The organism is Robertmurraya sp. FSL W8-0741 (assembly GCF_038004005.1).
Classification (GTDB): Bacteria; Bacillota; Bacilli; order Bacillales; family Cytobacillaceae; genus Robertmurraya; species Robertmurraya siralis.
Map to the genome: position 1 here is coordinate 521,021 of NZ_JBBOQG010000001.1, position 23,540 is coordinate 544,560.

27 protein-coding genes are annotated in these 23,540 nt (G+C 39.1%); 19 read left to right on the plus strand and 8 right to left on the minus strand.

The window, feature by feature from the left end:
- On the plus strand, nucleotides 1-636 hold the full coding sequence (locus NST02_RS02560; RefSeq protein ID WP_095314017.1) for an ABC transporter permease: 636 nt from the start codon (nucleotides 1-3) through the stop codon (nucleotides 634-636).
- A 1,748-nt stretch (nucleotides 637-2,384) separates the two neighbouring features.
- Here the strand turns inward: NST02_RS02560 and NST02_RS02565 are convergent.
- Complete coding sequence (locus NST02_RS02565; protein ID WP_340947874.1) at nucleotides 2,385-3,557, minus strand: MFS transporter; 1,173 nt, start codon at nucleotides 3,555-3,557, stop codon at nucleotides 2,385-2,387.
- Nucleotides 3,558-3,638: 81 nt separating this feature from the next.
- Here NST02_RS02565 and yeiL point away from each other — a divergent pair, with 81 nt between their 5' ends.
- A complete protein-coding gene (gene yeiL / locus NST02_RS02570; RefSeq protein WP_340947875.1) occupies nucleotides 3,639-4,310 on the plus strand; it encodes a transcriptional regulator YeiL in 672 nt (223 codons plus the stop codon).
- 91 nt (nucleotides 4,311-4,401) lie between these two features.
- Here the strand turns inward: yeiL and NST02_RS02575 are convergent, their stop codons facing one another.
- A complete protein-coding gene (locus tag NST02_RS02575) occupies nucleotides 4,402-4,812 on the minus strand; it encodes a hypothetical protein (RefSeq protein ID WP_095312269.1) in 411 nt (136 codons plus the stop codon).
- A complete protein-coding gene (locus NST02_RS02580; RefSeq protein WP_095312272.1) occupies nucleotides 4,805-5,059 on the minus strand; it encodes a hypothetical protein in 255 nt (84 codons plus the stop codon). The genes NST02_RS02575 and NST02_RS02580 overlap by 8 nt, the downstream gene beginning before the upstream one ends.
- Before the next feature lie 576 nt (nucleotides 5,060-5,635).
- Here NST02_RS02580 and NST02_RS02585 point away from each other — a divergent pair.
- The 3 genes from NST02_RS02585 to NST02_RS02595 are packed head-to-tail and all read left to right on the plus strand — an operon-like array spanning nucleotide 5,636 to nucleotide 7,557.
- Nucleotides 5,636-6,190 carry a bifunctional transcriptional activator/DNA repair enzyme AdaA gene (locus NST02_RS02585; RefSeq protein WP_170943627.1) on the plus strand — a complete coding sequence of 185 codons (555 nt, stop codon included), beginning with the start codon at nucleotides 5,636-5,638 and terminating at the stop codon, nucleotides 6,188-6,190.
- The gene (locus tag NST02_RS02590; protein ID WP_095312277.1) at nucleotides 6,174-7,082 is read left to right on the plus strand and encodes a DNA-3-methyladenine glycosylase family protein; all 909 of its coding nucleotides are present in this window, start codon (nucleotides 6,174-6,176) and stop codon (nucleotides 7,080-7,082) included. Before NST02_RS02585 ends, NST02_RS02590 begins: the two co-directional genes overlap by 17 nt.
- On the plus strand, nucleotides 7,075-7,557 hold the full coding sequence (locus tag NST02_RS02595) for a methylated-DNA--[protein]-cysteine S-methyltransferase (protein ID WP_095312280.1): 483 nt from the start codon (nucleotides 7,075-7,077) through the stop codon (nucleotides 7,555-7,557). The genes NST02_RS02590 and NST02_RS02595 overlap by 8 nt, the downstream gene beginning before the upstream one ends.
- 107 nt (nucleotides 7,558-7,664) lie before the next feature.
- Here the strand turns inward: NST02_RS02595 and pdxR are convergent, their stop codons facing one another.
- Complete coding sequence (gene pdxR, locus NST02_RS02600; RefSeq protein WP_340947879.1) at nucleotides 7,665-9,125, minus strand: MocR-like pyridoxine biosynthesis transcription factor PdxR; 1,461 nt, start codon at nucleotides 9,123-9,125, stop codon at nucleotides 7,665-7,667.
- Between the two features lie 126 nt (nucleotides 9,126-9,251).
- Between pdxR and NST02_RS02605 the strand changes: the two genes are divergently transcribed.
- The 11 genes from NST02_RS02605 (at nucleotide 9,252) to NST02_RS02655 (ending at nucleotide 19,298) form a co-directional block, all read left to right on the plus strand.
- On the plus strand, nucleotides 9,252-9,857 hold the full coding sequence (locus NST02_RS02605; RefSeq protein ID WP_212934087.1) for a LysE/ArgO family amino acid transporter: 606 nt from the start codon (nucleotides 9,252-9,254) through the stop codon (nucleotides 9,855-9,857).
- Between the two features lie 113 nt (nucleotides 9,858-9,970).
- Complete coding sequence (locus NST02_RS02610; protein ID WP_095312288.1) at nucleotides 9,971-10,723, plus strand: MerR family transcriptional regulator; 753 nt, start codon at nucleotides 9,971-9,973, stop codon at nucleotides 10,721-10,723.
- Complete coding sequence (locus NST02_RS02615) at nucleotides 10,713-11,648, plus strand: ABC transporter ATP-binding protein (protein ID WP_095312291.1); 936 nt, start codon at nucleotides 10,713-10,715, stop codon at nucleotides 11,646-11,648. Before NST02_RS02610 ends, NST02_RS02615 begins: the two co-directional genes overlap by 11 nt.
- Nucleotides 11,645-12,376 (plus strand): ABC transporter permease, encoded by a 732-nt coding sequence (locus NST02_RS02620; RefSeq protein ID WP_212934086.1) that lies wholly within the window; start codon nucleotides 11,645-11,647, stop codon nucleotides 12,374-12,376. Before NST02_RS02615 ends, NST02_RS02620 begins: the two co-directional genes overlap by 4 nt.
- A gap of 247 nt (nucleotides 12,377-12,623) precedes the next feature.
- On the plus strand, nucleotides 12,624-13,238 hold the full coding sequence (locus NST02_RS02625; protein ID WP_235879467.1) for a glycerol-3-phosphate responsive antiterminator: 615 nt from the start codon (nucleotides 12,624-12,626) through the stop codon (nucleotides 13,236-13,238).
- Nucleotides 13,239-13,472: 234 nt separating this feature from the next.
- The gene (locus NST02_RS02630; RefSeq protein WP_095312297.1) at nucleotides 13,473-14,774 is read left to right on the plus strand and encodes an ABC transporter substrate-binding protein; all 1,302 of its coding nucleotides are present in this window, start codon (nucleotides 13,473-13,475) and stop codon (nucleotides 14,772-14,774) included.
- A gap of 64 nt (nucleotides 14,775-14,838) precedes the next feature.
- The gene (locus NST02_RS02635) at nucleotides 14,839-15,747 is read left to right on the plus strand and encodes a carbohydrate ABC transporter permease (protein ID WP_340947883.1); all 909 of its coding nucleotides are present in this window, start codon (nucleotides 14,839-14,841) and stop codon (nucleotides 15,745-15,747) included.
- A complete protein-coding gene (locus NST02_RS02640) occupies nucleotides 15,737-16,561 on the plus strand; it encodes a carbohydrate ABC transporter permease (protein WP_150915224.1) in 825 nt (274 codons plus the stop codon). The genes NST02_RS02635 and NST02_RS02640 overlap by 11 nt, the downstream gene beginning before the upstream one ends.
- Before the next feature lie 12 nt (nucleotides 16,562-16,573).
- Entirely contained in the window at nucleotides 16,574-17,704 is a 1,131-nt protein-coding gene (locus NST02_RS02645) for an ABC transporter ATP-binding protein (protein WP_095312306.1), read from the plus strand.
- Nucleotides 17,697-18,494, plus strand: a complete 798-nt coding sequence (locus NST02_RS02650; protein WP_095312308.1) for a sugar phosphate isomerase/epimerase family protein — start codon at nucleotides 17,697-17,699, stop codon at nucleotides 18,492-18,494. Before NST02_RS02645 ends, NST02_RS02650 begins: the two co-directional genes overlap by 8 nt.
- 18 nt (nucleotides 18,495-18,512) lie before the next feature.
- Nucleotides 18,513-19,298 (plus strand): HAD-IIA family hydrolase, encoded by a 786-nt coding sequence (locus NST02_RS02655; protein ID WP_095312311.1) that lies wholly within the window; start codon nucleotides 18,513-18,515, stop codon nucleotides 19,296-19,298.
- A 76-nt stretch (nucleotides 19,299-19,374) separates the two neighbouring features.
- On the opposite strand, the gene NST02_RS02660 is transcribed toward NST02_RS02655, so the two are convergent.
- Complete coding sequence (locus NST02_RS02660) at nucleotides 19,375-19,614, minus strand: helix-turn-helix domain-containing protein (protein ID WP_095312314.1); 240 nt, start codon at nucleotides 19,612-19,614, stop codon at nucleotides 19,375-19,377.
- Nucleotides 19,615-19,795: 181 nt separating this feature from the next.
- Here NST02_RS02660 and sda point away from each other — a divergent pair, with 181 nt between their 5' ends.
- Together sda and NST02_RS02670 are read left to right on the plus strand one after the other, a co-directional pair.
- Nucleotides 19,796-19,942, plus strand: a complete 147-nt coding sequence (gene sda, locus NST02_RS02665) for a sporulation histidine kinase inhibitor Sda (RefSeq protein ID WP_095312317.1) — start codon at nucleotides 19,796-19,798, stop codon at nucleotides 19,940-19,942.
- Between the two features lie 263 nt (nucleotides 19,943-20,205).
- On the plus strand, nucleotides 20,206-20,460 hold the full coding sequence (locus NST02_RS02670; protein ID WP_340947887.1) for a hypothetical protein: 255 nt from the start codon (nucleotides 20,206-20,208) through the stop codon (nucleotides 20,458-20,460).
- A 133-nt stretch (nucleotides 20,461-20,593) separates the two neighbouring features.
- Here the strand turns inward: NST02_RS02670 and NST02_RS02675 are convergent, their stop codons facing one another.
- The 3 genes from NST02_RS02675 to NST02_RS02685 are packed head-to-tail and all read right to left on the minus strand — an operon-like array spanning nucleotide 20,594 to nucleotide 22,681.
- Nucleotides 20,594-21,208 (minus strand): DUF2306 domain-containing protein, encoded by a 615-nt coding sequence (locus tag NST02_RS02675; protein ID WP_095312323.1) that lies wholly within the window; start codon nucleotides 21,206-21,208, stop codon nucleotides 20,594-20,596.
- Between the two features lie 21 nt (nucleotides 21,209-21,229).
- Nucleotides 21,230-21,664, minus strand: coding sequence for a hypothetical protein (locus tag NST02_RS02680; protein ID WP_340947889.1), 435 nt, complete (start codon nucleotides 21,662-21,664; stop codon nucleotides 21,230-21,232).
- A gap of 12 nt (nucleotides 21,665-21,676) precedes the next feature.
- Complete coding sequence (locus NST02_RS02685) at nucleotides 21,677-22,681, minus strand: DJ-1/PfpI family protein (RefSeq protein ID WP_340947890.1); 1,005 nt, start codon at nucleotides 22,679-22,681, stop codon at nucleotides 21,677-21,679.
- Nucleotides 22,682-22,859: 178 nt separating this feature from the next.
- On the opposite strand from NST02_RS02685, the gene NST02_RS02690 reads away from it, so the two are divergent.
- The gene (locus NST02_RS02690) at nucleotides 22,860-23,540 is read left to right on the plus strand and encodes a response regulator transcription factor (protein WP_340947891.1); all 681 of its coding nucleotides are present in this window, start codon (nucleotides 22,860-22,862) and stop codon (nucleotides 23,538-23,540) included.

The following is a 23,540-nucleotide window of genomic DNA, read 5'->3' on the forward strand; positions in this document are numbered from 1 at the left end:
ATGGATTTAATCAATACATTTATTAATCGTAAATCGGATATTTGGACTGCTTTTCAGGAACATATTTTTTTAGCGGGAATTGCGATGATGATTGCGATCGCAATCGCTGTTCCACTTGGAATCATTTTAACAAGATATAAAAAATTGGCCGAACCCATTATTGGCGTAACGGCCATTATTCAAACTGTCCCCAGCCTTGCATTGCTCGGATTTATGCTCCCTATATTTGGGATTGGAAAGGTCCCAGCGATTATTGCCTTAACTCTTTATGCACTGCTCCCCATTTTACGCAATACGTATACGGGAATATTAGGAGTGGACCCTGCTTTAGTTGATGCAGGAAAAGGCATGGGGATGACGTCAAGGCAAATCCTATTTATGGTTGAACTGCCATTGACATTGCCTATCCTCATGGCGGGAATCCGCACAGCAACCGTATTAACGATAGGAGTTGCCGCTCTTGCAACCTTTATTGGCGCTGGCGGACTTGGAGATTTAATCACAAGAGGACTAAACGTCATGGATAAAAACTTGATTTTAGCTGGTGCAATTCCGGCAGCCATATTAGCCATTGTCTTTGATTTTGCTTTAAAGAAACTCGAAGACAAAGTAACGCCAAAAGGGCTGAAATCTTAAATTTTATCACAAAGCACAAATATTATTGTGGCCACACCGCTAAAAAGCAAGGGGAGAACTGTTTCTTCCCTTGCTTTTGGTTATTTGGTCATTTACGGGCATCTACATACCTTCAAAAATTCCGCATTCATTGTGCGAATAAACGAGGTCAGCCTGCGCAAATGGAGAAACTGCTCCAAACGTAATGTCATCGAAGTTGGTGTTAAGGGCTCGTTCGCATTGAACACCGAAACGAAAAAAAACGATTTGCTTCGCTCGCGATGGTTTATGCGCAATCAAGTGTTGAAACGGCGCAAATGTCTCCGATCTATGCGCAATCAAGTGCGAAAGCGGCGCAATCATCCTTGATGCATGCGCAATCAAGAACTAAATCAGCGCAATTCCTCTCAACCGGAGTACAATTAATCAATGAAAAGCCGTAATTCCAACGGGATGCGAAGTTCATCCAAGGAAACAGCGTTGTTGGCAGCAATTTTTACATTTGAATGAACCGATCTTTCCTTGAATGTAGTAGATGTATTATCATTTGCAAGATTCTATTAGAGTACAAGGAATTGCAACCAAGGTGGAAAAATATTTTTCACTTTATTTAATCATAAAACTGCACCCCTAAAAGTTAGTTTTCACTCTAACTTTTGAGGTGCAGTACAGAAGAGGAGGTTTTTAAATAATAAAGATCTATAAAAATTTTATAATACCTATGCTTAACAGTATAATAGCAATGATAAACCAAAATAAGGCTACTTTGTTTTTTATCATATGTAGTCCTCCTTTTTTATTATACTTATATATTGATAACACTATAACAAATTAAAAAACAGAGCCAAAAAGACCTCTGTTTTTAATTTTGTTTAGCATGCAGAATACCATGCAGTCGGAACAAATAGTTAATAGTTAAAATCATGCCTCTGTTTTTATCTCTACTAACGAAAATCCAAACACCAATTCCAGTTACTGCAGCAATAAGCTAGTTACCCATCTGGGAGGACTCAAAAAGTATGCTACAGTCGCATTTAAAGCAACTACTCTATCACCATGGATAGCTAGATTCCTTTTTAGTTTTTGTACAAAGGTATGTGAGCAATATACCTTAAGGACTTACCATGTAAATTCCCAATCAAAATTTTTTTAACAATATCCATAATTTGGATGCCTTCAGTATTGGTTTGATATGGGCATTAAATTTGTTTTTTTGAGTGTTAATATGTTAATAGTAAGCAAAACTTGCTGTAAGGGCTAGTAAGCTAATTATGAGGGTGAGAGAAATTAAAAAAAGATAGGTTTTCTAAAGCATTATAACACTTCTTTTATTTGGTATGTTTAGTTATTTTTACCATTATATTTAGACGATTGTCAATTAATTTCCAGTAATATCTAAAATTATTACGAAATCTTCATAAACTTGGCTGTTATTATTTTTTATAATATATCAAAGAATTGCTGTAATAATGAGAGGGTATATAATTTATAAGAATATTCAAGGTGGTCATGAGATTGGATTATGAGGTTATGGCTATTTCTTTGTTTAAAGAAAGGAATCTTCAGTTTCTAAAGTATGCTATGCTTCTTGATTCTGTTGATTTTTGGCTCTTTTCGTAAGAATCTTAGTTTCTCACGTCATTAAAGCTATGCAAAAAAGATAGCTCTGACTTTGATGAAATGCTGGGAGAAAGCTTGTCCTCTCCCTCGTTTCGTCGAGTCAGAGCCAAAATAAGCCTCAAATGCATAATCAACTGTATTGTTTAATATTATGTGGATGCTAATACTTCTTTTTTATGCTCCAACTTCCTGTACACAAGTGCAATGAGCAGTCCAGGTATGGTACAAGCAATCATTCCGATAAAAGCATATCGTGGTTCGATCTCGTATAAAAAGCCGCCGAATACAGTGAAAACAGCTGTACTCCAGCTTAGAGCAAGCGCGGAATAGACACCCTGTGCTTTTGGAATCTGAGCATGGGGGATATTTTTGATTAAGTATTTCATAAAGGCATAATGTCCCATTGCAAATGAGAAGGCATGCAAAGTTTGAGCGAGACAGAAGACAAGGACATTTGGAAATGTAAAGACTAATATCCAGCGCAAGGTTGAACCGATAGCTGAAAGGGTCAGCAAAGAGCCGACAGAAAACTTTTCAAAGTTTCGATCTGCCATAGAAAAAAAGATGATTTCCGCAATGACAGCAATATTTAGAATAAGACCAATTAAGTATACAGGCGCATGAATGTCTTGCAGGAAAATATAGCCATAGTTGTAATAGGTAGCATGGGCGGCCTGCAATAAAATCACAATTGTGAGAACTAAGCTAAAGTGTTTAATTCGAAATAATTGGAGCAGACCCACTTTTTGCGACGGCTCGATTTTAGGCTTTGAAGTTAAAATAACAGGTGCATTCAAAAAGCCGAGAGCGACAAATCCCATTATTCCGAGCAATAGTGCCCAATAAATCACTTCATCGCCAAGAATCCCTGTAAATATCGTTAATACCATTCCGATGGAGATAAATCCGATCGATCCCCACTGGCGACTTCTGCCGTAATGCCTCAACTGTTTACTTTGAACAAGAATTCCAGCAGCAGTATCAAGGGCTGGCATCAATGTTGGATAAAAAACATGCAAAACAATTGTTATCATAAGCAAGCTTGTGAAGGAGTCTGCCGGAATATAACAGAGGATTGCTACAAGTGTACCAATTCCAGCAATATTCAATAAAGTTTTGCTGCTGACTCTTTCTGATAAATAAGGGAAAGCAAATAAGGTAGAAAGCCCTCTTGCCAGTAATCCAAAGCTCATGATTAAGCTTGCCTCGGAAACGGTAATTCCTTTTGTATAAATCATCCATCCTGACCAATAAGGTAGGAAAACCCCCCATGTCATAAAAAAAGTAAAAAATTGTGTACTCATCCAGCGTTGTGTATTCATGTATATCCTCCTTCATGATTGCATGATATCATGGAATAAAGATGTAATAATATGAGATATCTCATGTTTTTGAGGTGGAAAATGGAAATATACAAAGGAAAGAAAAAACAATACTTTATGGAACAGCACTCTATCGCCCATTTATTCTCTTTTCCTGTTGAAGAGTTTATCGAAGTACGTGAGTATAAGCGGGACGAATGGAACATTCAAGAAGGAATGAGACCGGATTTTCTTTTTTATGTTATTGGGGGAAAGGCGAAAATATATATCACCCATCAAAATGGAAAGGTATCATTGATTAATTTTATCAATGCTAATGAGTATATTGGGGAAATGGAATTATTGAATGATGTTTATTATACAAAGGGGATTCAGGCCTCAACGAAAACGATTTGTTTTGCGCTTCCGATCCATCGCTATCGAGGACAGCTGTTAGAGGATGCAAAATTTTTACGTGAACTAACGAAGTTTCTCAGCGTCAAGGCCTCGGTAATGGCAGCGAAGTATTCGCAAAGCCTCGCTTTTCCACTTGAAAATCGGCTTGCTGATTTTATCCTGCAAACAGCTGATGAAGGAGTATATAAAGAAAAGCATGTAGCCGTCTGTGATTATTTAGGTGTTTCTTACCGTCATTTATTGCATGTCCTCACGCAATTTTGTGAGAAAGGTTACATGCAAAAGGATGGAAGGGTTTATCATATTAAAGACTATGCCTCCTTACATGCGCTAGCTGATGTGCTGGGAAATAGGTAAAGGAGTGCATAGTTTATCAGCCTACACACTGATCCCAGTCCTCAGCTTGTCATCACCGATACAGAAAATTATTGAAATATAGTGTCTCCTTCTAATTAAGTGGTTGGTTATTACCGTCCACAATGACAATATCGTTTTGATTAATAGTTACATTTTTCTCCTCTTCAATGATATTGATCATCATTTCTTGTAATGTTTGCATCGACGCTTCATCAACATTTTGTTCTAAATCCAAAATGATAGAGAGAGATAACTTTCCCTCACCTAGTTCAGAGGCGACTAATGAAACTGAATCTGTTGTCGTATCTAATTGTTCAACGAGAAAGTTTACTAGTTTTCTTTCTACGTTCTTCAACCCCTCAAGCTTTCTTTCCTCGACCGTATTGGTCTCAATGTGATTTGAAAAAGCCTCTCGATTCTCAGTTTGAACCGTTTCATTACTCCCGCAGCCCGATAATAGAATAACTAAAATAATTGGCGCAAATAGAAGATTTTTAAGCATCTCTCTCATCTCGCTTTCTTAAAAATGGCAGAGTTTGTATAGGTGCCAATTTATTTTTTTGAAGTACTCTTGCCATTCCATATACCGTTAGAATGGACAAAGGAAAAAGGAGAATGATTAAAACTAGAGCAATGAAATCTGTAGTTGGGGTAAAGGGTACAAAACTATTAAAAATGAAGCCTAAAATTTTGAAATAGAGATAGAATATAAGGCAGGTTAAAAGTAATTCAATGATACGTCTCAACATGGACCAGCACTCCTAAACCAATAATCTTTATTTTAACATATTCTTACAAATAAAGGTGCGTTGGTATGAAATTGATTTCATCTATTTATTGACTAGGATAAACTAGAGTCAGGTAATGAAAATGAGTAAGTTGCTCCTTAAACGAGGAAGAAATACAGGCGATCTTGCAGGAACTGGTTATAGTGACATATGAGAAAAATACAATCCTTCTGAAGCAAGGAGAAGTTGCGAATAAATGTTATTCTGTCCTACAAGGCTGTGTTAGAAATTACTTTGTTGCTTCCGAAGGGACATTTTTTTGTTATTGTATCACTCTCCTGTAGATGCTGAAGAGAGTATATCATGAGGAGTGATTTTAGTTCATTGACTTAAGTTAAGAAATGAAAATAATTGCTCATTTTCAGACCATAAGAGCAAGAATAAGGACGAGAATGCACGTCTGCTCTTGTTAAAATAAAGTTCAATAGTTTAAGCGCATGCAAGCTTCAATATAAAAGTATAATCCGTTCTTTATTAGATCGTATTTAAAAGGTGGTGGAAATATTGACGTCAGGCCTCAACCTTACTTTTGAAGAGATGTGGGAAAAGATCATGGCGTGTGATCGGAAATATGATGGTCTCTTTTTTACGGCGGTAAAAACGACGAAAATCTATTGTCGTCCATCCTGCCGTTCCAGAAAACCGAAAAAAATAAATGTGGAGTTTTTTTACGATATGAAGGAAGCAGAAAAGGCGGGTTATCGGCCATGTAAGAGATGTCAGCCTGAAGCAGCCCATTCTCCACAAGTGGAATTAGTAAAAAACGTTAAAGCGTTTTTACTTAATCATTATAAGCAAAAGTTAGAGCTGCAAGATATAGCGGCGCATGCTGGCTTAAGTGCTTATTATCTTGAAAGAGTGTTTAAACAGGAAACGCAGGAAACTCCGAGAACTTATTTGGAAAAAATTAGGGTGGATAAGGCGGCTTATCTTCTCGCCACAACCGATCGAACAAATCTTGAAATTTGCTATGAAGTTGGCTTCCAAAGCTCTTCATCTTTTTACAAAGCATTTCGCAGTTTAAAGAAATTCTCACCAAGTGAATTTCGTACACTCGCAGTCAAGGATGGTCATCATGAACTGGATCATTAAAGGCTCATCTATTGAGATTTATCCACCACCTAATTTTAACATTCAAGAGTGTTTGTTTTTCCTAGGGAGATCGGATAAAGAAGTGACGCATCGAATAAAAGATGATCATCTGTATAAATTGATAAAAGTGGATGAAGAAGTCATTTTGTTAAACATCAGCTATTTTCCGCATGTCATTAAAGTTGAGTTCCCTATGGGGACACCGTCGAATTGCAGTCTTAAAGGCGCAGTCTCATATATATGGGAGTGGTTTGATTTGGATAAACCGCTAGAGGAATTTTATAAAATGGCAAGAACGGATAAAATTTTGCAGCCGCTCATTGATAGATATAATGGTTTGCGAATTATAGGGATTCCAGAGCTCTTTGAGGCATTGACTTGGGCGATTATCGGTCAACAGATTAACTTAACCTTTGCTTACACATTAAAGAAGCGTTTCGTTGAACATTTTGGAGAAAGCTATGAGATTAATGGATATACGTACTGGCTTTTTCCTGACGTTTCGACGGTCGCATTATTGCAGGTGGAAGATTTGAGAGCTCTTCAATTTACCGCTAGGAAAGCTGATTATATCATTGGGATTGCGAAATTGATGGCAGCGGGGCAATTGTCAAAAGAAAGATTGCTTCAGACGGAGCATTCCCATGAAATTTATGAGCGTCTGTTGGATATTCGCGGTGTGGGAGCATGGACGGCAGATTATGTCATGATGAAGTGTTTTCATCATTCATCTGCTTTTCCTCTTGCTGATGTTGGTCTTCATCAAGCATTAAAGAAACAATTGGCGCTGGAGAGAAAACCGACGATAGAGGAAATAGAGGAAATGGCAATGAACTGGAAAGGGTGGCAAGCCTATGCTACCTTTTATTTGTGGAGGTCCTTATATGAGTAAACGATATCAATTAGACTACGAATCACCAATTGGAATCATTGAGATTTTTGGCAATGAAGAAGGAATCTACTCGATTTTGTTTTCTGAAAAAGATACACTGGAACATTTTGCCGATGATAACCTTCCAAATCCATTACTGGATTGTTTTCATCAGCTTGAGCAATATTTTAGTGGAAGCCGGCAAGACTTTGCCTTTCCCTATCTTTGCAAAGGGACTGATTTTCAAAAAACAGTGTGGACCGCTTTGACTAAAATACCCTATGGAGAAACGGCTACCTATAAAGATATTGCGGTTTCAATTGGAAAGGAAAACGCCGTTAGAGCCGTTGGACGTGCCAACGGACAAAATAAATTAAGTATTGTCGTCCCTTGTCATCGCATTGTTGGTTCAAATGGCAAATTGACTGGTTACGCAGGTGGTTTATGGAGAAAAGAGTGGCTTCTCAAGCATGAGATGGGGATAAAGGTAAGATAAGCTTACTTGACTTAATTTGAATTAGGACATTGTCCAACCTTTTTAAAAAGGCGATTTCTCCTTTGCACCGCAGCGATGCTGGATGAAGCACTCCAAAGTTACTGAAGTTACCGTAACTTTGGAGTGTGGTGAGCAATAAGCTCTGATAAACGAATGAGTCCTCTTTCAAGTTGTTCAAAGGAAGCATATGAGTAGGATATGCGCAGATGATCATCGTCAAGTTTATCGTAGATTAGTCCGGGATTCAGCAATATTTTCTCTCGAAGTGCTAGTTCGAATAGTTTTCGAGTGGATGCGTTTGTTGTCAGTTTGAGCCAGATGTAAAAACCCCCTTTTGGAATAGACCAAGTTGCGAAATTCGAAAAATATTTTTCTAGAATGTGTACAGTAAAATCTCTTCTTTTTCTTAGTTTTGTTCTTATTCTTTTTGCATAATCAGTAAACAAACCATTGCTTAGCCATTTTTCTACTGCGTATTGGGAAAGGGAGCTTGAGCCGTAATCAGTTTGCATTTTAATATCAGCCAAACGGTCGATAACAGGTTCAGGTCCGACGATCCAGCCTATTCGCAGCCCAGGGCTCAATATCTTTGAGACACTACCAATATATAAAACATTTCCTTGAGTATCCTGTGACTTTAAAGGCAGTGGCGGCGGGCTATCGAACCATAAATCACTGTACACGTCATCCTCAATGATGGGAAGAGCTGCTTTTTGGCAGACCTTTAATAATTCCTGCCGCCTTTGTTCAGACATAACAATACCTGTTGGATTGTGGAAGGTTGGGATTGTATATAAGAGAGCAGCGCGATGCTGTCGTTTCAACTGTTCAATTTTCTCAAATATAACCCCTTCTTGGTCTAACGGTACTCCAAGCAAATTCATTCCCGCTGATTGGAATACGTGCACGGAGTTTAAATAGGAGGGCGTTTCGTGAAGAATCGTCGCTCCCCTTTCTAGCAGCCCGATTGAGATTAATTGCAATGCTTGTAGCCCGCCTGAAACGATCAGAATGGATTCAGGGGAGGCGACAATCCCTTTAGCTCGTAAATATTCACTCACTTTTTGCCGTAATGAAAAGCGCCCTTTAGGTTCAACATAGCCAAGAGATAGATTCTCCTTTTGGGTATCTTGAAATATTTTTAGCATTTGCTCATTTGGCAATAGCTCGGGAGACAGCTCGCCAGTTCCCAATCGGATGACAGTTGGATCAGCTTCAGAGCGATTGATCTCTTGGATGATATCAATATTCGGCTTGTAGATTCCTGAATTAACATAGCTTTTCCAATCGGGAGGCGGCATTGAAGTAAGGAGACTCCAAGTGTTATTAAGAACTTCCGTCCCACTACCTACCTTTGATTGCAACAGGCCATCAGCAATCAATCCTTCAAGTGCGTAAACGATCGTACTTCGATTCACTTCAAACTGTTGTGCCAAGCTTCTTTGGGTTGGGATTTTTGTACCGACTGTCCATTCCCCATTTATAATTTTTCCTTTTAAATAATCATAGATTTGCTGATGCAACGGAATAACAGAGTTTTTGTCTGGCTTCCAATGAATGTCCCGCATATGCAACCTCCGTTTTTGCTTTCTTCCATTTTAACAGATTGGTTGGGTTATAGACCATCCAATTGGTTGCAGACAGAAAGCTATTGTTGAAGTACTCTAGAGAAAAAAAGAGGAGGTAACAACAGCGTGCAAGCAATTATTCATGGTACTCTTTTAGCGTTCGGGCTAATCTTACCTTTAGGAGTTCAAAATATTTTTATTTTCAACCAGGGGGCTGCTCATAAGAAACTGATCCATGCTTCTCCAGCCATCATAACAGCTGGAATTTGTGATTCTATTCTTATTCTTTTAGCCGTGCAAGGTGTTTCAGTGGTTGTGCTAAATTTTGAGTGGTTAAGGAATTTACTGTTTATTATCGGCTTCTTCTTTTTGATATATATGGGATTTGTTATGTGGAGAAGTGCTCCTGAAGAGAAGGGGGACAGTCAAAAACAGTTTTCCGCCCGAAGGCAAATTGCTTTCGCAGCATCCGTTTCATTGCTCAATCCCCATGCGATTATGGATACGATCGGGGTGATTGGCACAAGTTCCCTTGCCTATTCAGGTCAGGAGAAGTGGCTTTTTACGGTGGCCTGTATTTTTGTTTCCTGGGTTTGGTTTTTTTCCTTGGCTTTATTAGGTCGAGGAATTGGACAACTAAGGAATAATCAGGTCCTTTTAAAGCGCGTGAATCAAGTTTCAGCAATTATTATTTGGACGATGGCCGTGTATTTGATATTAAATTTATTTTAAATAGCTTTGTTAACATATTGTATCTCAAAAGGATCTTGGCGTTTTTTAAAATTTACTCTTGAACACAACGTTACGTGTGGTTTTATACTTAAGGAAACAATGGGAGGTGGGTCATGTATACGATAGGAAAATTGTCTAAGAACACGGGGGTGACGGTGAGGACGCTTGATTATTATGATGAAATTGGTTTAATCAAACCATCAGCTAAAACGAGTGGGGGCCATCGCTTATATAATGACGATGATTTAATGAAACTAGAACGTGTTTTAGCACTAAAATACATGGGATTTTCACTGGATAAAATCAAGGTCATCGTGGAGAATTCAAATCCGACTTGGGAACAGTCAATCCAACAGCAATTAAATTTGGTGAAAAAGGAACAAGAGCGATTAAAGGTGTTAGAGCATACTCTTAATGGCATATTGTATTCTATTGAACTTGAAGGGGAAGTAAGCTGGCCCATTATCTTTAGTATTATTCAACTGTACCAACAAGACCCGGAAAAGGCATTGGAGCAGTATAAGGAATATTTGAATATAGAAGAAATGAAAAAAGTAATGAAAATGAATGCAACGAATATGAGTAAAGAAGATATCCAAGAGTGGATAGAGTGCATCAAGGATATTAAGAATCATCTTGATCTTGAACCAACCTCAGATAAAGCGCGGGCATTAGCTGAAAGATGGCTAAATCAAGCAGAGAAAATGTTTGATTGTGATGAAAATTTACTTGGGAGTATGTGGGGGGCATTGAAAAACATGGAGGAGGGGATTGTTTTTTATCCTATGGATAAAGATGTAGTCCATTTTATCGAACGTGTTTTTACCGTTAACAATCAGCAAAGGGAGAGAGACGATGATTCTTAATGTGGAGAATGTAACAAAAGCTTTCTCTAGTAGAGGTAAGGGGAAAATAGCGAATGACCACTTATCATTTACGATCAGTGAGGGAGAAGTGTTTGGGCTGCTTGGACAAAATGGGGCTGGAAAAACGACATTAGTCAATCAAATCCTTGGTTTATTAACCCCGGATCATGGAGAGATACTTCTTTTAGGAAAATCCGTACTTAAAGCACCAGCTCATGCTCGTTCCATTTGTTCAGTACAGCCGCAATCCCAAGTTCCTTTAGGCTCATTAACGCCAAAGCAGGCTGTTACTTTAATGGGTAAAATGAGAGCGGGAAAAGGTTTCAATCCGAAACGGGTTGATGAACTATTCGAAGCGTTGGATATGACGGAGTGGGCAAATGTAGAAGGAGTGAAGCTATCAGGAGGTGCCCAAAGACTTACAGCTTTTTGCATGGCGGTTGTCGTTCCAGGGCAATTAGTCATATTGGATGAACCGACGAATGATGTGGATCCTGTGCGCAGGCGTTATCTATGGCAAGTAGTCCGCAGTTTAGCTGATCAAGGAACGGCAGTTATTCTCGTTACTCATAATGTCCTTGAGGCAGAAAAAGCAGTTGATCGTTTAGCGATTATAAGTCACGGGAAATTTTTAGCGCAAGGAACTCCGAGAGAGGTAAAAGGTTCAGTAAGTAATAAAGTGCGGATCGAGCTAAGTTTAGTTAATGAAATAGAAGAAGTTAGCGTCCCAGATTGGGCGCATTCTTTACGCCGAAATGGTTCACGTTTATTGTTTTCGATGGATCCATCCAGGATATCGCCAACGATTGACTGGATCACTGACCAAGTGGACGGGGGGCTGGTTGTTGATTATTCGATCTCACCAACAACGATCGAGGATGCCTATATTGCTTTAAATTCCAAAAAGACGGAGGGAGTGTCATGAATGGATTAAGTGCCTACAAGTACGTCTTTCAAATTCAGTTCTTCAGAAATGCTGGCTTTCTCATCTTTATGACATTAATCCAAATACTAATCTCAATAGGGATCGTGATTGGCTTCACTTACATGATTCCAAGCCCCGATACAGATACCATTCTTTTTCTCACAACAGGAGCTCCAACCATTATTCTCATCTTTTCAGGATTAGTTATTTTGCCTCAGCAAATTGGCAGCGCTAAATCTGATGGATACTTGAACTTTATGCGCACGTGGCCAGTCAACCGTTCTGTTATTCTTGGGGCCGACACGATTCTTGGATTATTGATAACCATTCCGGGAATTGTTGTTTCGACGATTGTTGCCCATCTTATGTTTAATCCAGGATATGATCTATCTTGGACAGTCGTTCCTGCTTTATTAATGATTGCTTTAACCTCCATTGGTGTTGGCTATGGGTTTTCATATTTGTTATCGCCGGTAGCGTCGCTGAGTGTGTCACAAATTGTTGTATTTTTTTCATTGATGTTCTCCCCGGTCAATTATCCGATGGATAGACTCCCGGAATGGCTTCAAGTGCTGCACGAATTCTTGCCAATTTACTCAATGGCAGAAGTGATGCGGGCGTCCTTGGCTGCTTCTACTTTTGATGCAAGTCTGGGTAATTACATTAATTTATTGATATGGTGTATTTTAGGATATGGTGGAGCCATTTTTATTTTAAATAAACGCTAATAGCAAAATGAATCCATGATAGGGCAGCAATCAAAAAGAAAGGCAGAGTCCAGCTTCAATAGGACTCTGCTTTTATCTATTAAGCTGCTGCAAGATGAGAACATCAATTAATAAAATAAAACTTACAATATATGAATTTTCCGCTTCAGATATGATTACTGACTTTTTCCCTTGTATGTGTATCAAAAACAATTTATGCTACCATAGGTTCAAGCAAGGTTTATATAAAACAGAAAGGACAAGGAGCATGGGAGAGAAAAAGGAAGGAATGGTATTAAGAAGCAGACTGGAAGAATACAAAATGGTGGCTGCTGTCAAAGAGCCAAAATTCATCGAGCGTGCGCTGGCAAATAAGGAGCATTTAAGTGCAGTGCTGTTAATGACGGGGACGATATTAACGGTAAAAAGATATGTCGATTTTATTCAATCCCATGGTCTTCCTGTCATCCTCCATGTAGACAAAATTGGAGGATTACAAATGGATCGGGATGGAATTGAATTTATTAAGAGAAATGTAAAGCCGACCGCCATTGTGACGACTAAATCAGCAATCATTAAAAAAGCGAAATTGAGTGGACTATTCGTGATTCAACGGGTCTTTCTAATTGATACAGAAGTATTTAAAAATTTGGAAAAGGACGCCAATCAAAAGCAAATTATTTCAGATATGATAGAGATCATGCCGTGCAGGGCACCGGATTTTTTAAGAAGACTAGCAAAAGTATCACCTGTGCCCATTATTACAGGTGGTCTATTAAATCAGTCTGAACATGCAGAAGAGGCGTTAAATAATGGAGCCTTGGCGATTACAACCTCTAATGCGGAAATGTGGGAATTAAATTTTAAAAATAGATCATTTTAGTATTTTACAAAAATTTTACGATAAATAAATACCTTATTAATAAATTCTTTCTATAGTGAAGATATCAAGTGAATAGATAATCGGTGCGAACAGAGAGACCTCTTATTAAATGTATAGATTCATATATACATTTTATTTGAGGTCTTTTTTGCGTGCGTTTTTGTGAGGTGGTTGTGAACAAGCTTTTATTTCGTACGAATAAAAAATTTACTAGACAAAAAGGAGAAGGAAAAGATGAAAAAGCTCGTTATTTTATTCACATTTGTAGCAGTCCTGCTTGTTGTTTCCGCTTGTGGGAAAAAGGAAGAAACAACTGCTAACAAGACTTCAAATGAAGGTGGGAAAACAGTTATTGAGTATTGGCATGTTAACGCGGAGACGCAAGGTGGAAAAACAGTAGATGAATTGGTAAAAGAGTTTAATGCTCAGAGCGAGACAACGGAAGTAATCGCTAAATTTAATCCAGATATGTATAAGGGATTGATGCAAAACCTTCAGGCAGAAGCTGCTGCTGGAAAAGCACCGGCTATCGTGCAGGTAGGATGGTCCTTTTTAAATTACTTTGCTAACAACTTTGAATATTCATCACCTCAAGCAATTATTGATCAGTATTTCCCGGAGGACAAAACGTTTTTAGAGGATTATTTCTTGAGTAATGTTTTAGCTTTAGCACAAGGTCCAGATGGTGAACAAATAGGGATCCCTTATTCATTAAGCACACCGGTCCTATATATCAACAGGGATCTTTTAAAAGAAGCAGGGTTGGACGAGAACGGTCCAAAGACATGGGAAGAAGTGAAGGAGTTCTCCAAAACGATTAAAGAGCAAACAGGGAAATTTGGAGTATACATCCAACAGCCTGCAGATAACTGGGCAACACAAGCTTTATTAGAAAGTAATGGTGCGAAAATGATTACGGATGGAAAAGCAACTTTCGCCTCTGAAGAAGGGATAAAAGCTTATCAATTATGGGCAGACATGGTGTTAGAAGACCAATCAGCGCCGAACCTGCCTTGGGATCAAGGGATTCAAAGCTTTATTGATGGAAATGTAGCGATGTTATATACCACTATTGCTCAGCGCTCAAATGTCCAATCGAACTCTCAATTTGATGTGGCAGCGATAAAATCACCAGCATGGGAAGGGAAATCTCCAAAGCTTCCAGCAGGTGGTGCGATGTTAGCTATTACAGCAAAGGATGAGGAGCAGAGGAAAGCTGGCTGGGAGTTTATGAAGTTTCTTTATAGTGTGGAATCGGTGGCTAAATGGACTGAGGGTACGGGATACGTGCCACCGCGTAAAGATGTTGCCGAAGCAGAAAACGGATTGAAAGATTTCTTGGCTGAAAATGAGATGATGAATGCAGCCATTGAACAGATGGATGGCGTTGTTCCATGGACATCATTCCCTGGGGATGCAGGCTTGCAGGCAGAACAGCTGTTGCTCGATGTTCGCGACCAGATTCTTGGGGGAAGTATTTCAGTTGAAGAAGGTTTAAAGGCAACAGAACAACAAATTAACGAATTATTACAGTGATCGAGGATATGGTAAGGGAGCCTAAACCGGCTTCTTTATCATGAAAGGTTGGAGGATAGGAAAAATGAGTGCTCTTACAACAGGTGTAAAAAGATTCAATAGAGAGAATTGGAAAGCTTATTTTTTATTATTTCCGTCCCTGCTAATATTTGCTTTCTTTATGTTTTGGCCGTTTATTTACACCATTTATTTAAGCTTCTTTGATTGGAATATGATCAGTCCTACAAAAGAATTTGTCGGTTTGCAGAACTATATAGATATCCTAACTGATCCGAAGTCTTATAAAATTTTTGGCAACACATTTATCTATATTGCTATCTTGCTTGTTTTAAATTGTGTCGTCCCATACGTTTTTGCCTTTGTTATTGATATGGTTTTGAAACGATTTAAAGGCTTCTATAAAGGGGCGTTGTTTATGCCCGCCTTTATTTCATTGGTAGTAGGCTCGATTTTATTTACATGGATTTTGAATCCTGTTTCAGGGCCAGTTGCTATTATTCTAGGCTGGTTTGGGCTAGAAATGCCGATTTGGAGCAAGATGGACGGCTGGGTCATATTCGTATTAAGCTTGATCACTTCATGGAAGGTATTTGGCTACAATTTCATCGTTCTATACGCCTCCATCAATGGAATTTCCCGAGAGTTAATTGAGGCGGCCCGTTTGGACCAGGTGCCTTTATGGAGAATCTTTTTTCAAATCGTGCTTCCAATGAGCAGTGCAACAGGGATTTATGTGTTTATTATTACGATTGTACAAGGACTCCAGTATGTATTTACACCGATAAAGGTCATTACCCAAGGCGGCCCGAATTATGCCAGTTCAAATGCTATTTACCATGCTTATCATGAAGCATTCGTACTGTATCGCACAGGTCATTCAGCGGCATTGTCTATTTTAACAATGGTGATCTTTCTTGTTCTTTTACTCATCGAAATTAAGTTTGTTGAAAGAGGTATCTATTATGAAAATTAAACGCTTCGTGTCGATACCTTGGCATCTCATTTTTATCGCAACAATTTTTATTTTGATATTCCCGATTATTTTTGCCGTGGGCTCCTCATTTAAATCATTACAGGATGCTTATAATAACGTTTTAAATATCATTCCTATTCAACCTACATTAGAAAACTATCAAACCTTTTTTGATAGCTTACCAGCGATTCAGATCACGGTAAACACTTTTATCATTGCTGCAGTTGTCACAATTTTTAAAGTGATTACATCGTTTTTAGCAGCGTATGCCTTTGTTTATTTTCAATTTAGAGGCAAAACGGTTTTGTACTTTGTGTTAATTAGTACGATCTTTATCCCATTTACAGTGACAATGATTCCAAACTATTTAATTATTTCTAAGATTGGTTTAACGGATAGTATCTGGGGAGTCATTTTACCGCAGCTTGCTGATGCACTTGGGATTTTTTTAATGAGGCAGTCGATGAAAACAATCCCCATGTCATTAATCGAGGTGGCCCGGCTAGACAATTTAAGTCATGTTCAAATTATGAGAGATATTGTCCTTCCGCTCATTAAACCAGCGGTAACGTCAACAGGGATTTGGTTCTTTATTAGTTCGTGGAATGAATACGTTTGGCCAGTGTTGATTTTAAAGACGACAGACAACTTCACGCTACCTTTAGCATTGCAAATGTATATCAGTTCAGAGGGAGGAACGAACTTTACTGTAGCGATGGCAGTGTCTGTCATCACAATGATCATTCCGTTAGCATTGTATTTGGCTTTTCAAAGATATATTGTCGGGACGTTTACTTCTTCAGGAATAAAATAGCGGGGGATGAAAATGAAGGAAATTCGCTTTGAAAATGTATGGAAATCATATGGGAAAACAGAAGTGGTAAAAGGCTTGAATTTTACCATAAAGGAAGGGGAAAGATTAATTCTTTTAGGCCCTTCCGGCTGTGGGAAGTCCACAACATTACGAATGATTGCAGGTCTGGAAGAGATTACTTCTGGCGAATTATATATGAATGACAGAGTAGTAAATGATGTTCCAAGCGGAAAGCGGGATGTTGCAATGGTCTTTCAGAATTATGCGTTATATCCCCACATGAATGTCGTTGATAATATTACTTATGGATTAAGGGTTCAAAAAGTTCCCAGGAGTGAAACCAGGAATCGTTTGGATGCAGCCTTGAAAATGTTAAAGCTCGAAGGCTATGAAAATCGGTTGCCAAAAGATTTGTCAGGCGGCCAAAGACAACGCGTTGCTTTAGCCAGAGCTGTTGTAAAAAAATCGAACTATTTTTTATTAGACGAGCCGTTATCGAATTTAGATGCACAATTACGTGTTTCAGCAAGAAAAGAATTGGTTAAAATTCACGAGCTGTATAGACAAACGATTGTCTATGTTACCCATGACCAAATTGAAGCAATGACAGTGGGCGAGCGGATTGCCTTAATGAACGAGGGCAAATTGCAAATGCTGGATACTCCGGAAAACGTCTATCATCGACCGGCCAATATCTTTACGGCTAAATTTATTGGTTCACCACCGACTAACGTGGTAGAAGTGACCTATTTGGATGGGAAAATAATGTTCGGTAATCAGTCTTTCCAGTTGTCACCGATGTGGGTCAAACAAGTTGAACAAAGCAAAACAAGCAGAATTGCCTTTGGAATTCGACCGGAACATCTGGAAATCAATAAAACAGCCGATAAAAATACGCTTAAAGGTACTGTTAAATATGTTGAAAATCAAGGCAATAGCTACGGTGTATATGTCGACCTTCAAGGAAATGAAGTGATCGCTCTAAGCGAGAGTAAATATTGGCCTAAAGGTGAAACGGTGTATTTAAAACCTTTCATGAACCATATTCATCTTTTTAATTGCGAAACGACGAATTCGATTGGTTATCCGGCTGAACTAGATCAGGAAGAAACGACATTAGAAAGGGTGCTGATTCATGAATAAGGAAATTTGTTATTCCGATTTACCGTTAATTACAAACGACATAATTAAAAATGTAGAGGGATTAATTGAGAATGGTGCAGATAAGGTGGAGCTGTTAATGGATGGAGAGAAATGGGATGAGATGGAGTCTCTCTTTTCAGAGCTAGCACCACAATTAAAGGCATTGCCAGTTGGTTATACGGTTCATCCCCCTGCTTGGGATATTAATCTAACAAGTGAAAATCAGGCCATTCGTGAAGCTTCGTTTTTACAATATAAAAAGGCGATTGAGTTTGCCGGTATGATCGAAGCGGACCATGCTGTGATCCATCCAGGTTTTTGTTTTTCACCAGTGTTTAATAAAAAGAAAGCACAAGCGCGAGCAGCGGAATATATTCGCAGCCTTTGTCAAATTGCTAAGCCTTTAAATGTGAAGATTGTCGTTGAAAATGTTGGCTATAACGGCAGCTCGCTATTTACTCAAGAAGAGTTTACAAGATTTTTAGACCCAATCGAGGAAACGGCCGGATATTTAATCGATATTGGTCATGCCCACTTAAATCAATGGGACATACCAAAGCTGATCAAAGACACAAAAGATAGATTACTTGCTATTCATATTCATGATAATCACGGAATAGGCGACGATCATCTGCCAATTGGCAAAGGGACGATTCAATGGACAGAAGTCTTCTCTGCGATGCGAGAGGTAGCGAATGATTGCCAATTGATTTTAGAGTATGCCCCGATGACATCATTAGATAAATTGCGCATGGGAAAAGAGATTTTACAAAAAGAGGTTTTGTTTTAATAAAGGTGGAGTGGCAGGTTGATTAACATTGATGAATTTGACGCATTTTGCTTTGATTTAGATGGGACGATCTATCTTGGTGAAGAGCTTCTACCCGGGGTAGAGAACGTAATCGCTCATTTAAGAAAAGCGAATAAAAAAATAATGTTTATTACGAATTCACCAACAATGACAAGATCAGAGTGTTGTACGCGTTTAAAAAAAATGGGAGTGGCTGCCGAGCTTGAAGAGGTGATCACGGCGACTTTTTTATCAGCAGTTTATTTTACAGAGCAGGCTCCTGATGCACTTGTTTACATAGTGGGTGAAAAATCCATTGAAGAGGAATTTAAGCTGTTCGAATTGAAAACGACGAACAATCCGCTTGAAGCCACACATGTTTTAGTAGGGCTCGATCGCTCCTTTTCCTATCAAAAGCTTAACTTAGCGATGAATGCATTGAGAAATGGAGCGAAACTTGTTTTGACCAATCCTGATCCGGCATGTCCAGTTCCAGGAGGCTTTATTTCAGATACAATGGCCATTGCCAGTGCGATAAAGGTGGCTTCTGGGAAGTCGAATGAGCAAATTGTGGGCAAACCGTCCTCATTTTATGCAGAAAAGGTGCTTGAAAAATTGCAGATCAATACGAATCGTTGCCTAATTATCGGTGACCGCCTTGAAACAGATATTCTGCTTGGAAAAGAGAATGATATCCGAACCTGTTTAGTTTTAACAGGTACCTCCACATTGGCAGATATAAAGAAGGAACAAATTTATCCTGATTATATAGTAGAAAATCTCCAATTTTTTTTAAAAGAATAGATCTGTTCGTATTAAACAAGCGCAATTCCGAGTGAATTGCGCTTCACTATGCTTTTTAATAAAGTGTACTGCTTGTTTAGTTTTCCAATTCTTCAAAGTCACCAGGAACTTCAACTAATGTGATGATATCTCGAATATCTTCTATGGAAAGTGTATTCGCAATTTTTTCAATATGTTCAAATTGAATCCGTTCACGTTTCCCGTTAGCGAGCTCACTCAAGGCTGCTCTGCGAATCCCCGTGCGAATATGTAGTTCGCTGATGGACATATTGTATTTATGGAGCAAATCATTAACGCGGACGACTACTTTCTTCACTATTTTCCACCCTTCCACTCATTTCATTCATAAGTTGACTGTACACTTAAGCGTACAATATAATAAAGGTACATCATGTACGCATAAGCGTACATATAGTTTATTAAACTTGATGAATTTATTCTTTCTTCCACATCCGCCGGATTATTATGTTGTAAAAATAATAGATTAGGAGGGGAATATGTTTACAGAGTTAAAGAATGAGGACATTATGCAAACATATCAGCATGCAGTAAAACTAAAGCTTGATCAAGAATTTATTGAAATTTTAAAAAAAGAAATGGTTCAAAGAGGCATTATGATTGAGGAAAATTTGAAAAAGAAATAAAGTCAATATTTGAGCTGTGGGCTCGTTAATTAAGAAAAAACTTTATTTGAAAATTTGTCCACCGCTAAGGCGGTGGTCTCTTTTTTCCTCAGTGATGGAACCGATAGTTCACTCGATTGAGGAGAACACGATGCGGCTAATGAGGGGAAATATCGAATGCTAGCAAGTATCACAGTTTATTTGATTTTAGACGGAGCGGCAGGGGCGAACGAACTCTCTTGGAAGCGCTTGTGACGAGGAGTGAATTTAAGGAAGTGTCCTCATTGGACCGGAACGAGCGGAGAAAACGAAGGGAAAGTCGGAAACGAAGCTCTATTGGACCGGAACGAGCGGAGAGAACGAAGAGAAAGTGCGAAACGAAGCTCTATTGGACTGGAACGAGCGGAGAAAACGAAGGGAAAGTCGGAAACGAGGTTCTAATGGACCAGAACGAGCAGAAAAGACGAGAGAATGGACCGAAGAGAACGGCTATTAAGACTAAAATCGAATCCGGACAGGGAAATGAAATATTCGTCTGAAAGGGAGGAGCTGAACACGAAGGACAGCTCCTTTGGTAGTTGTAGCTTTGCAGGAACCAACAATGGCTCCGCAGGCATTTTGCTCTTTTGGCCTCGCTGCGTTTGCCGATTCTATAAAAATTAGCAGCAGTCATTAAGTAAACACGTTCTTTCTTATAACAAACTCTGCAGCGATAAGATTAAGGAACCAACAGAGCCAGACGGCTAAAGTATATGAAGTTCCATAAGGAATATGGATGACATGATGTGCAATCGTGACCACAATATAAATCGTCATATTGGCAAATGAAAGAAAGAAGCTTCGGAGCATCCATTGACGATGAAGGGTGACTTTCCCGCCTTTAATATACCAATAGCCTAAGACGGTTGTACCGAGCCACAATATATTTAAGATAAGAAATCCTAAGGTGCTCAGCCATCCACCGGTTGCAAAAAATGAAACGTAGACACCTGGAATAAAGTTAAGGATGATGGAAATGACGTAAAGCCGACCATTCCAACGGTGGAAGAACAATGATTTTATCCTTATTTTTTTAAGAACACCCAATGGTCCTGTGAGAAGAGAGAGCACTGCCAGTAGAATATGGATCCGTATCATGAATGTCCACAAGTCTTGGTTTGTTAACATTTCCTCTTTTCTAGATATAAACGTCTCGAAGTTCGGATCAACGATAAAGTTTTTTGATAGTGTATGGAGAATCCATAAGATCGGGATGATAACGACAGCAATTTTAATTGACTTTTTCATAAACGATTCCTCCAATGGGCTTTATGCAAATAAACCTCGATTTGTCATGATGAAGCTCGCTGCTATGATGAATAAAAAGAGACACCACCCATACCATTTCAGCTTTGCACGATTGTTTATTAAATTTTCCTCGGGCTGTTCTGATGAAAGTATTTTTTTCAAAAGAGTGTTGATCATTCCAATCATGGCGCCAATGAGGGCAAGCAGCAGTGTGGCAATGATAACCCACTCAGTGGAGGGATAGGTTGAATAGCCCATAGTCATCCATCCTCCAGTAATCAGTATAAGAACTAAGGCATAATGGCCACCACGGGTAAAGCTTAAAAAAGTCGTAATGACGGTCTTTAATTCCTGGCCCGTTTGAGAGAAAAGACGCTTGATAATAATAGGAAAGGTAAGAAACACGCCTAAAAATATTGCGCTTATCACATGAAAAAATACTAGAATAGCATACATGAAATCACCACCTTATGAAATTCTCGCTCCGATTAATTTTGATGAAGGAAGCATGCCTGCCTTCGCTTCACCAGATATGATATCGCCATCAACTGAGACAGTGAACTTTAGTGTAAGACGCATCGGCTTGGACACTTTCATTGACCATTTTAGTGAATTCCCTTCTATGGTAACGTCGTCCAAAGGAACGATATCTTCTCCTTGTTTACCCGTACCCGTCAGTTTCCCGTCGTTGTTTTTTATATCAAATAAGACAGCTAGCTTGCCAATAGGCGTATTAATCGTTGCGTCCCATTTTCCTACAAATTCAATGCCGTCTGATGTGGCAGTGAGAGAATGGGAACTTGCTGCTTCTTTCACACTTTCATCATGAACTTCTTGAGGGGCGTTTCCGTCATTTTTCCAAACGGTTCCTCTGCGTTCATATTCGAATAATTGCTCGACTGCGTGTGCGATGCGAGGTCCCCATCCGCGCTCAACTAAATAGAGAGCAAGATCGAGTCCGGAAGTTACGCCGCCGCTTGTAACAAGATCTCCGTCGTCTACTACCCGTGCGTTCACAGCTATCGCATTGGTGGCATTTAAAAGCTCCATTCCCAAATGATGTGTAACCGCATGGCGGTCTGTCAATAAACCAGCCATGGCTAAAATAAGAGAGCCGCCACAAACAGTGGAAAGAAGGATCTCCGTGTTGTCCATTGCTTCCTTGAGCATGCTCCCTAACACGGTTTCGGAAGCTTCTTTTAATTTTACGGGGATGGAATCAGGACCATAATGATTAATAGAACCAGAAGCTCCTGGAACGACAATAATACCTCGGTCATGTATATTCAGTTTATCAACGGCTTGAAGCGGTACGTCATTAACACCGCTTCTGACCAGTCTTTTTCCTTCTGCTGATACGAGCTTGACTGTAATATCTTCATGGCTGTACATGGCAGCGGCAGTGAATACCTCAAAAGGAGCGATGGCATCAAGTAAATCAAAGCCATCAAATAATACAATTTGTACGTTCATATTCATTACCTCCATTTTTACTTTGGGCTGTGTATAAAATAGAATAGCGGTAAGATGTCACAAATAAATGGACAAAAAAGTCACAAAACGATCACAACATTTCGGCCTTACTTGTTCTGTAGGGGTAAAATGGTAAACTAGAGGTAAATTTTAGTTGTAGCGAAAGCAAGGTGGAAGCGTGGAGGCCAAACAAACCATTTTAGTGGTGGATGATGATAAAAGCATTGTGGAACTTTTGAGGGATTTTTTGGAAAATGAAGGATTCTCTGTAAAAATCGCTCATGATGCAAAACGAGCATTAGTTGTTCTAGAGGAAAATGCCATTCACGCACTTATCCTTGATATTATGATGCCGGGGCAAAGTGGGTTTGAGCTTTGTAGACAAATTCGTGAAGAAAGTGATGTTCCCATTCTTTTTTTGAGTGCTCGCAGCGATGATATCGATAAAATCCGCGGATTAGCGCTTGGAGGAGATGATTACATTGTTAAAACAGCTTCACCGGGAGAAATTGTCGCAAGAGTGAAGGCTGTATTGAGACGTTCCCATTCTCAGCCTAAAAGAAACGTTATCGATTATGACCGGCTTACATTGGACTTATCGACAAGAGAAGTATTGCTAGATGGACAATCTGTTTCTTTAACGCCAAAAGAGTATGATTTGCTAAGATTATTTGCCGAACATCCTAAGCATGTTTTTACTTATGAGCAATTATTAGAGCGATTTTGGGAAGGGGTTGGCGATAAACATACCGTCCGCGTCCAGCTTAGTCGTCTTCGTGAAAAAATTGAGCCTAATCCGAACGCTCCGCAGTTTATCAAGAATGTTTGGGGGATAGGCTACTGTTTTAAAGGGGAATAA

What these genes read in the sequence shown, in the direction of transcription:
- pdxR (WP_340947879.1), bottom strand. Translation starts at nt 9,125, where the DNA reads ATGCGGGACATTCATTGGAAGCCAGACAAAAACTCTGTTATTCCGTTG.
- NST02_RS02615 (WP_095312291.1), top strand. Translation starts at nt 10,713, where the DNA reads ATGATTCTTAATGTGGAGAATGTAACAAAAGCTTTCTCTAGTAGAGGT.
- NST02_RS02625 (WP_235879467.1), top strand. Translation starts at nt 12,624, where the DNA reads ATGGGAGAGAAAAAGGAAGGAATGGTATTAAGAAGCAGACTGGAAGAA.
- NST02_RS02635 (WP_340947883.1), top strand. Translation starts at nt 14,839, where the DNA reads ATGAGTGCTCTTACAACAGGTGTAAAAAGATTCAATAGAGAGAATTGG.
- NST02_RS02675 (WP_095312323.1), bottom strand. Translation starts at nt 21,208, where the DNA reads ATGAAAAAGTCAATTAAAATTGCTGTCGTTATCATCCCGATCTTATGG.
- NST02_RS02560 (WP_095314017.1), top strand. Translation starts at nt 1, where the DNA reads ATGGATTTAATCAATACATTTATTAATCGTAAATCGGATATTTGGACT.
- NST02_RS02645 (WP_095312306.1), top strand. Translation starts at nt 16,574, where the DNA reads ATGAAGGAAATTCGCTTTGAAAATGTATGGAAATCATATGGGAAAACA.
- NST02_RS02575 (WP_095312269.1), bottom strand. Translation starts at nt 4,812, where the DNA reads ATGCTTAAAAATCTTCTATTTGCGCCAATTATTTTAGTTATTCTATTA.
- NST02_RS02650 (WP_095312308.1), top strand. Translation starts at nt 17,697, where the DNA reads ATGAATAAGGAAATTTGTTATTCCGATTTACCGTTAATTACAAACGAC.
- NST02_RS02640 (WP_150915224.1), top strand. Translation starts at nt 15,737, where the DNA reads ATGAAAATTAAACGCTTCGTGTCGATACCTTGGCATCTCATTTTTATC.
- NST02_RS02685 (WP_340947890.1), bottom strand. Translation starts at nt 22,681, where the DNA reads ATGAACGTACAAATTGTATTATTTGATGGCTTTGATTTACTTGATGCC.
- yeiL (WP_340947875.1), top strand. Translation starts at nt 3,639, where the DNA reads ATGGAAATATACAAAGGAAAGAAAAAACAATACTTTATGGAACAGCAC.
- NST02_RS02585 (WP_170943627.1), top strand. Translation starts at nt 5,636, where the DNA reads ATGTGGGAAAAGATCATGGCGTGTGATCGGAAATATGATGGTCTCTTT.
- NST02_RS02595 (WP_095312280.1), top strand. Translation starts at nt 7,075, where the DNA reads ATGAGTAAACGATATCAATTAGACTACGAATCACCAATTGGAATCATT.
- NST02_RS02580 (WP_095312272.1), bottom strand. Translation starts at nt 5,059, where the DNA reads ATGTTGAGACGTATCATTGAATTACTTTTAACCTGCCTTATATTCTAT.
- NST02_RS02620 (WP_212934086.1), top strand. Translation starts at nt 11,645, where the DNA reads ATGAATGGATTAAGTGCCTACAAGTACGTCTTTCAAATTCAGTTCTTC.
- NST02_RS02680 (WP_340947889.1), bottom strand. Translation starts at nt 21,664, where the DNA reads ATGTATGCTATTCTAGTATTTTTTCATGTGATAAGCGCAATATTTTTA.
- NST02_RS02610 (WP_095312288.1), top strand. Translation starts at nt 9,971, where the DNA reads ATGTATACGATAGGAAAATTGTCTAAGAACACGGGGGTGACGGTGAGG.
- NST02_RS02590 (WP_095312277.1), top strand. Translation starts at nt 6,174, where the DNA reads ATGAACTGGATCATTAAAGGCTCATCTATTGAGATTTATCCACCACCT.
- NST02_RS02565 (WP_340947874.1), bottom strand. Translation starts at nt 3,557, where the DNA reads ATGAATACACAACGCTGGATGAGTACACAATTTTTTACTTTTTTTATG.
- NST02_RS02630 (WP_095312297.1), top strand. Translation starts at nt 13,473, where the DNA reads ATGAAAAAGCTCGTTATTTTATTCACATTTGTAGCAGTCCTGCTTGTT.
- sda (WP_095312317.1), top strand. Translation starts at nt 19,796, where the DNA reads ATGTTTACAGAGTTAAAGAATGAGGACATTATGCAAACATATCAGCAT.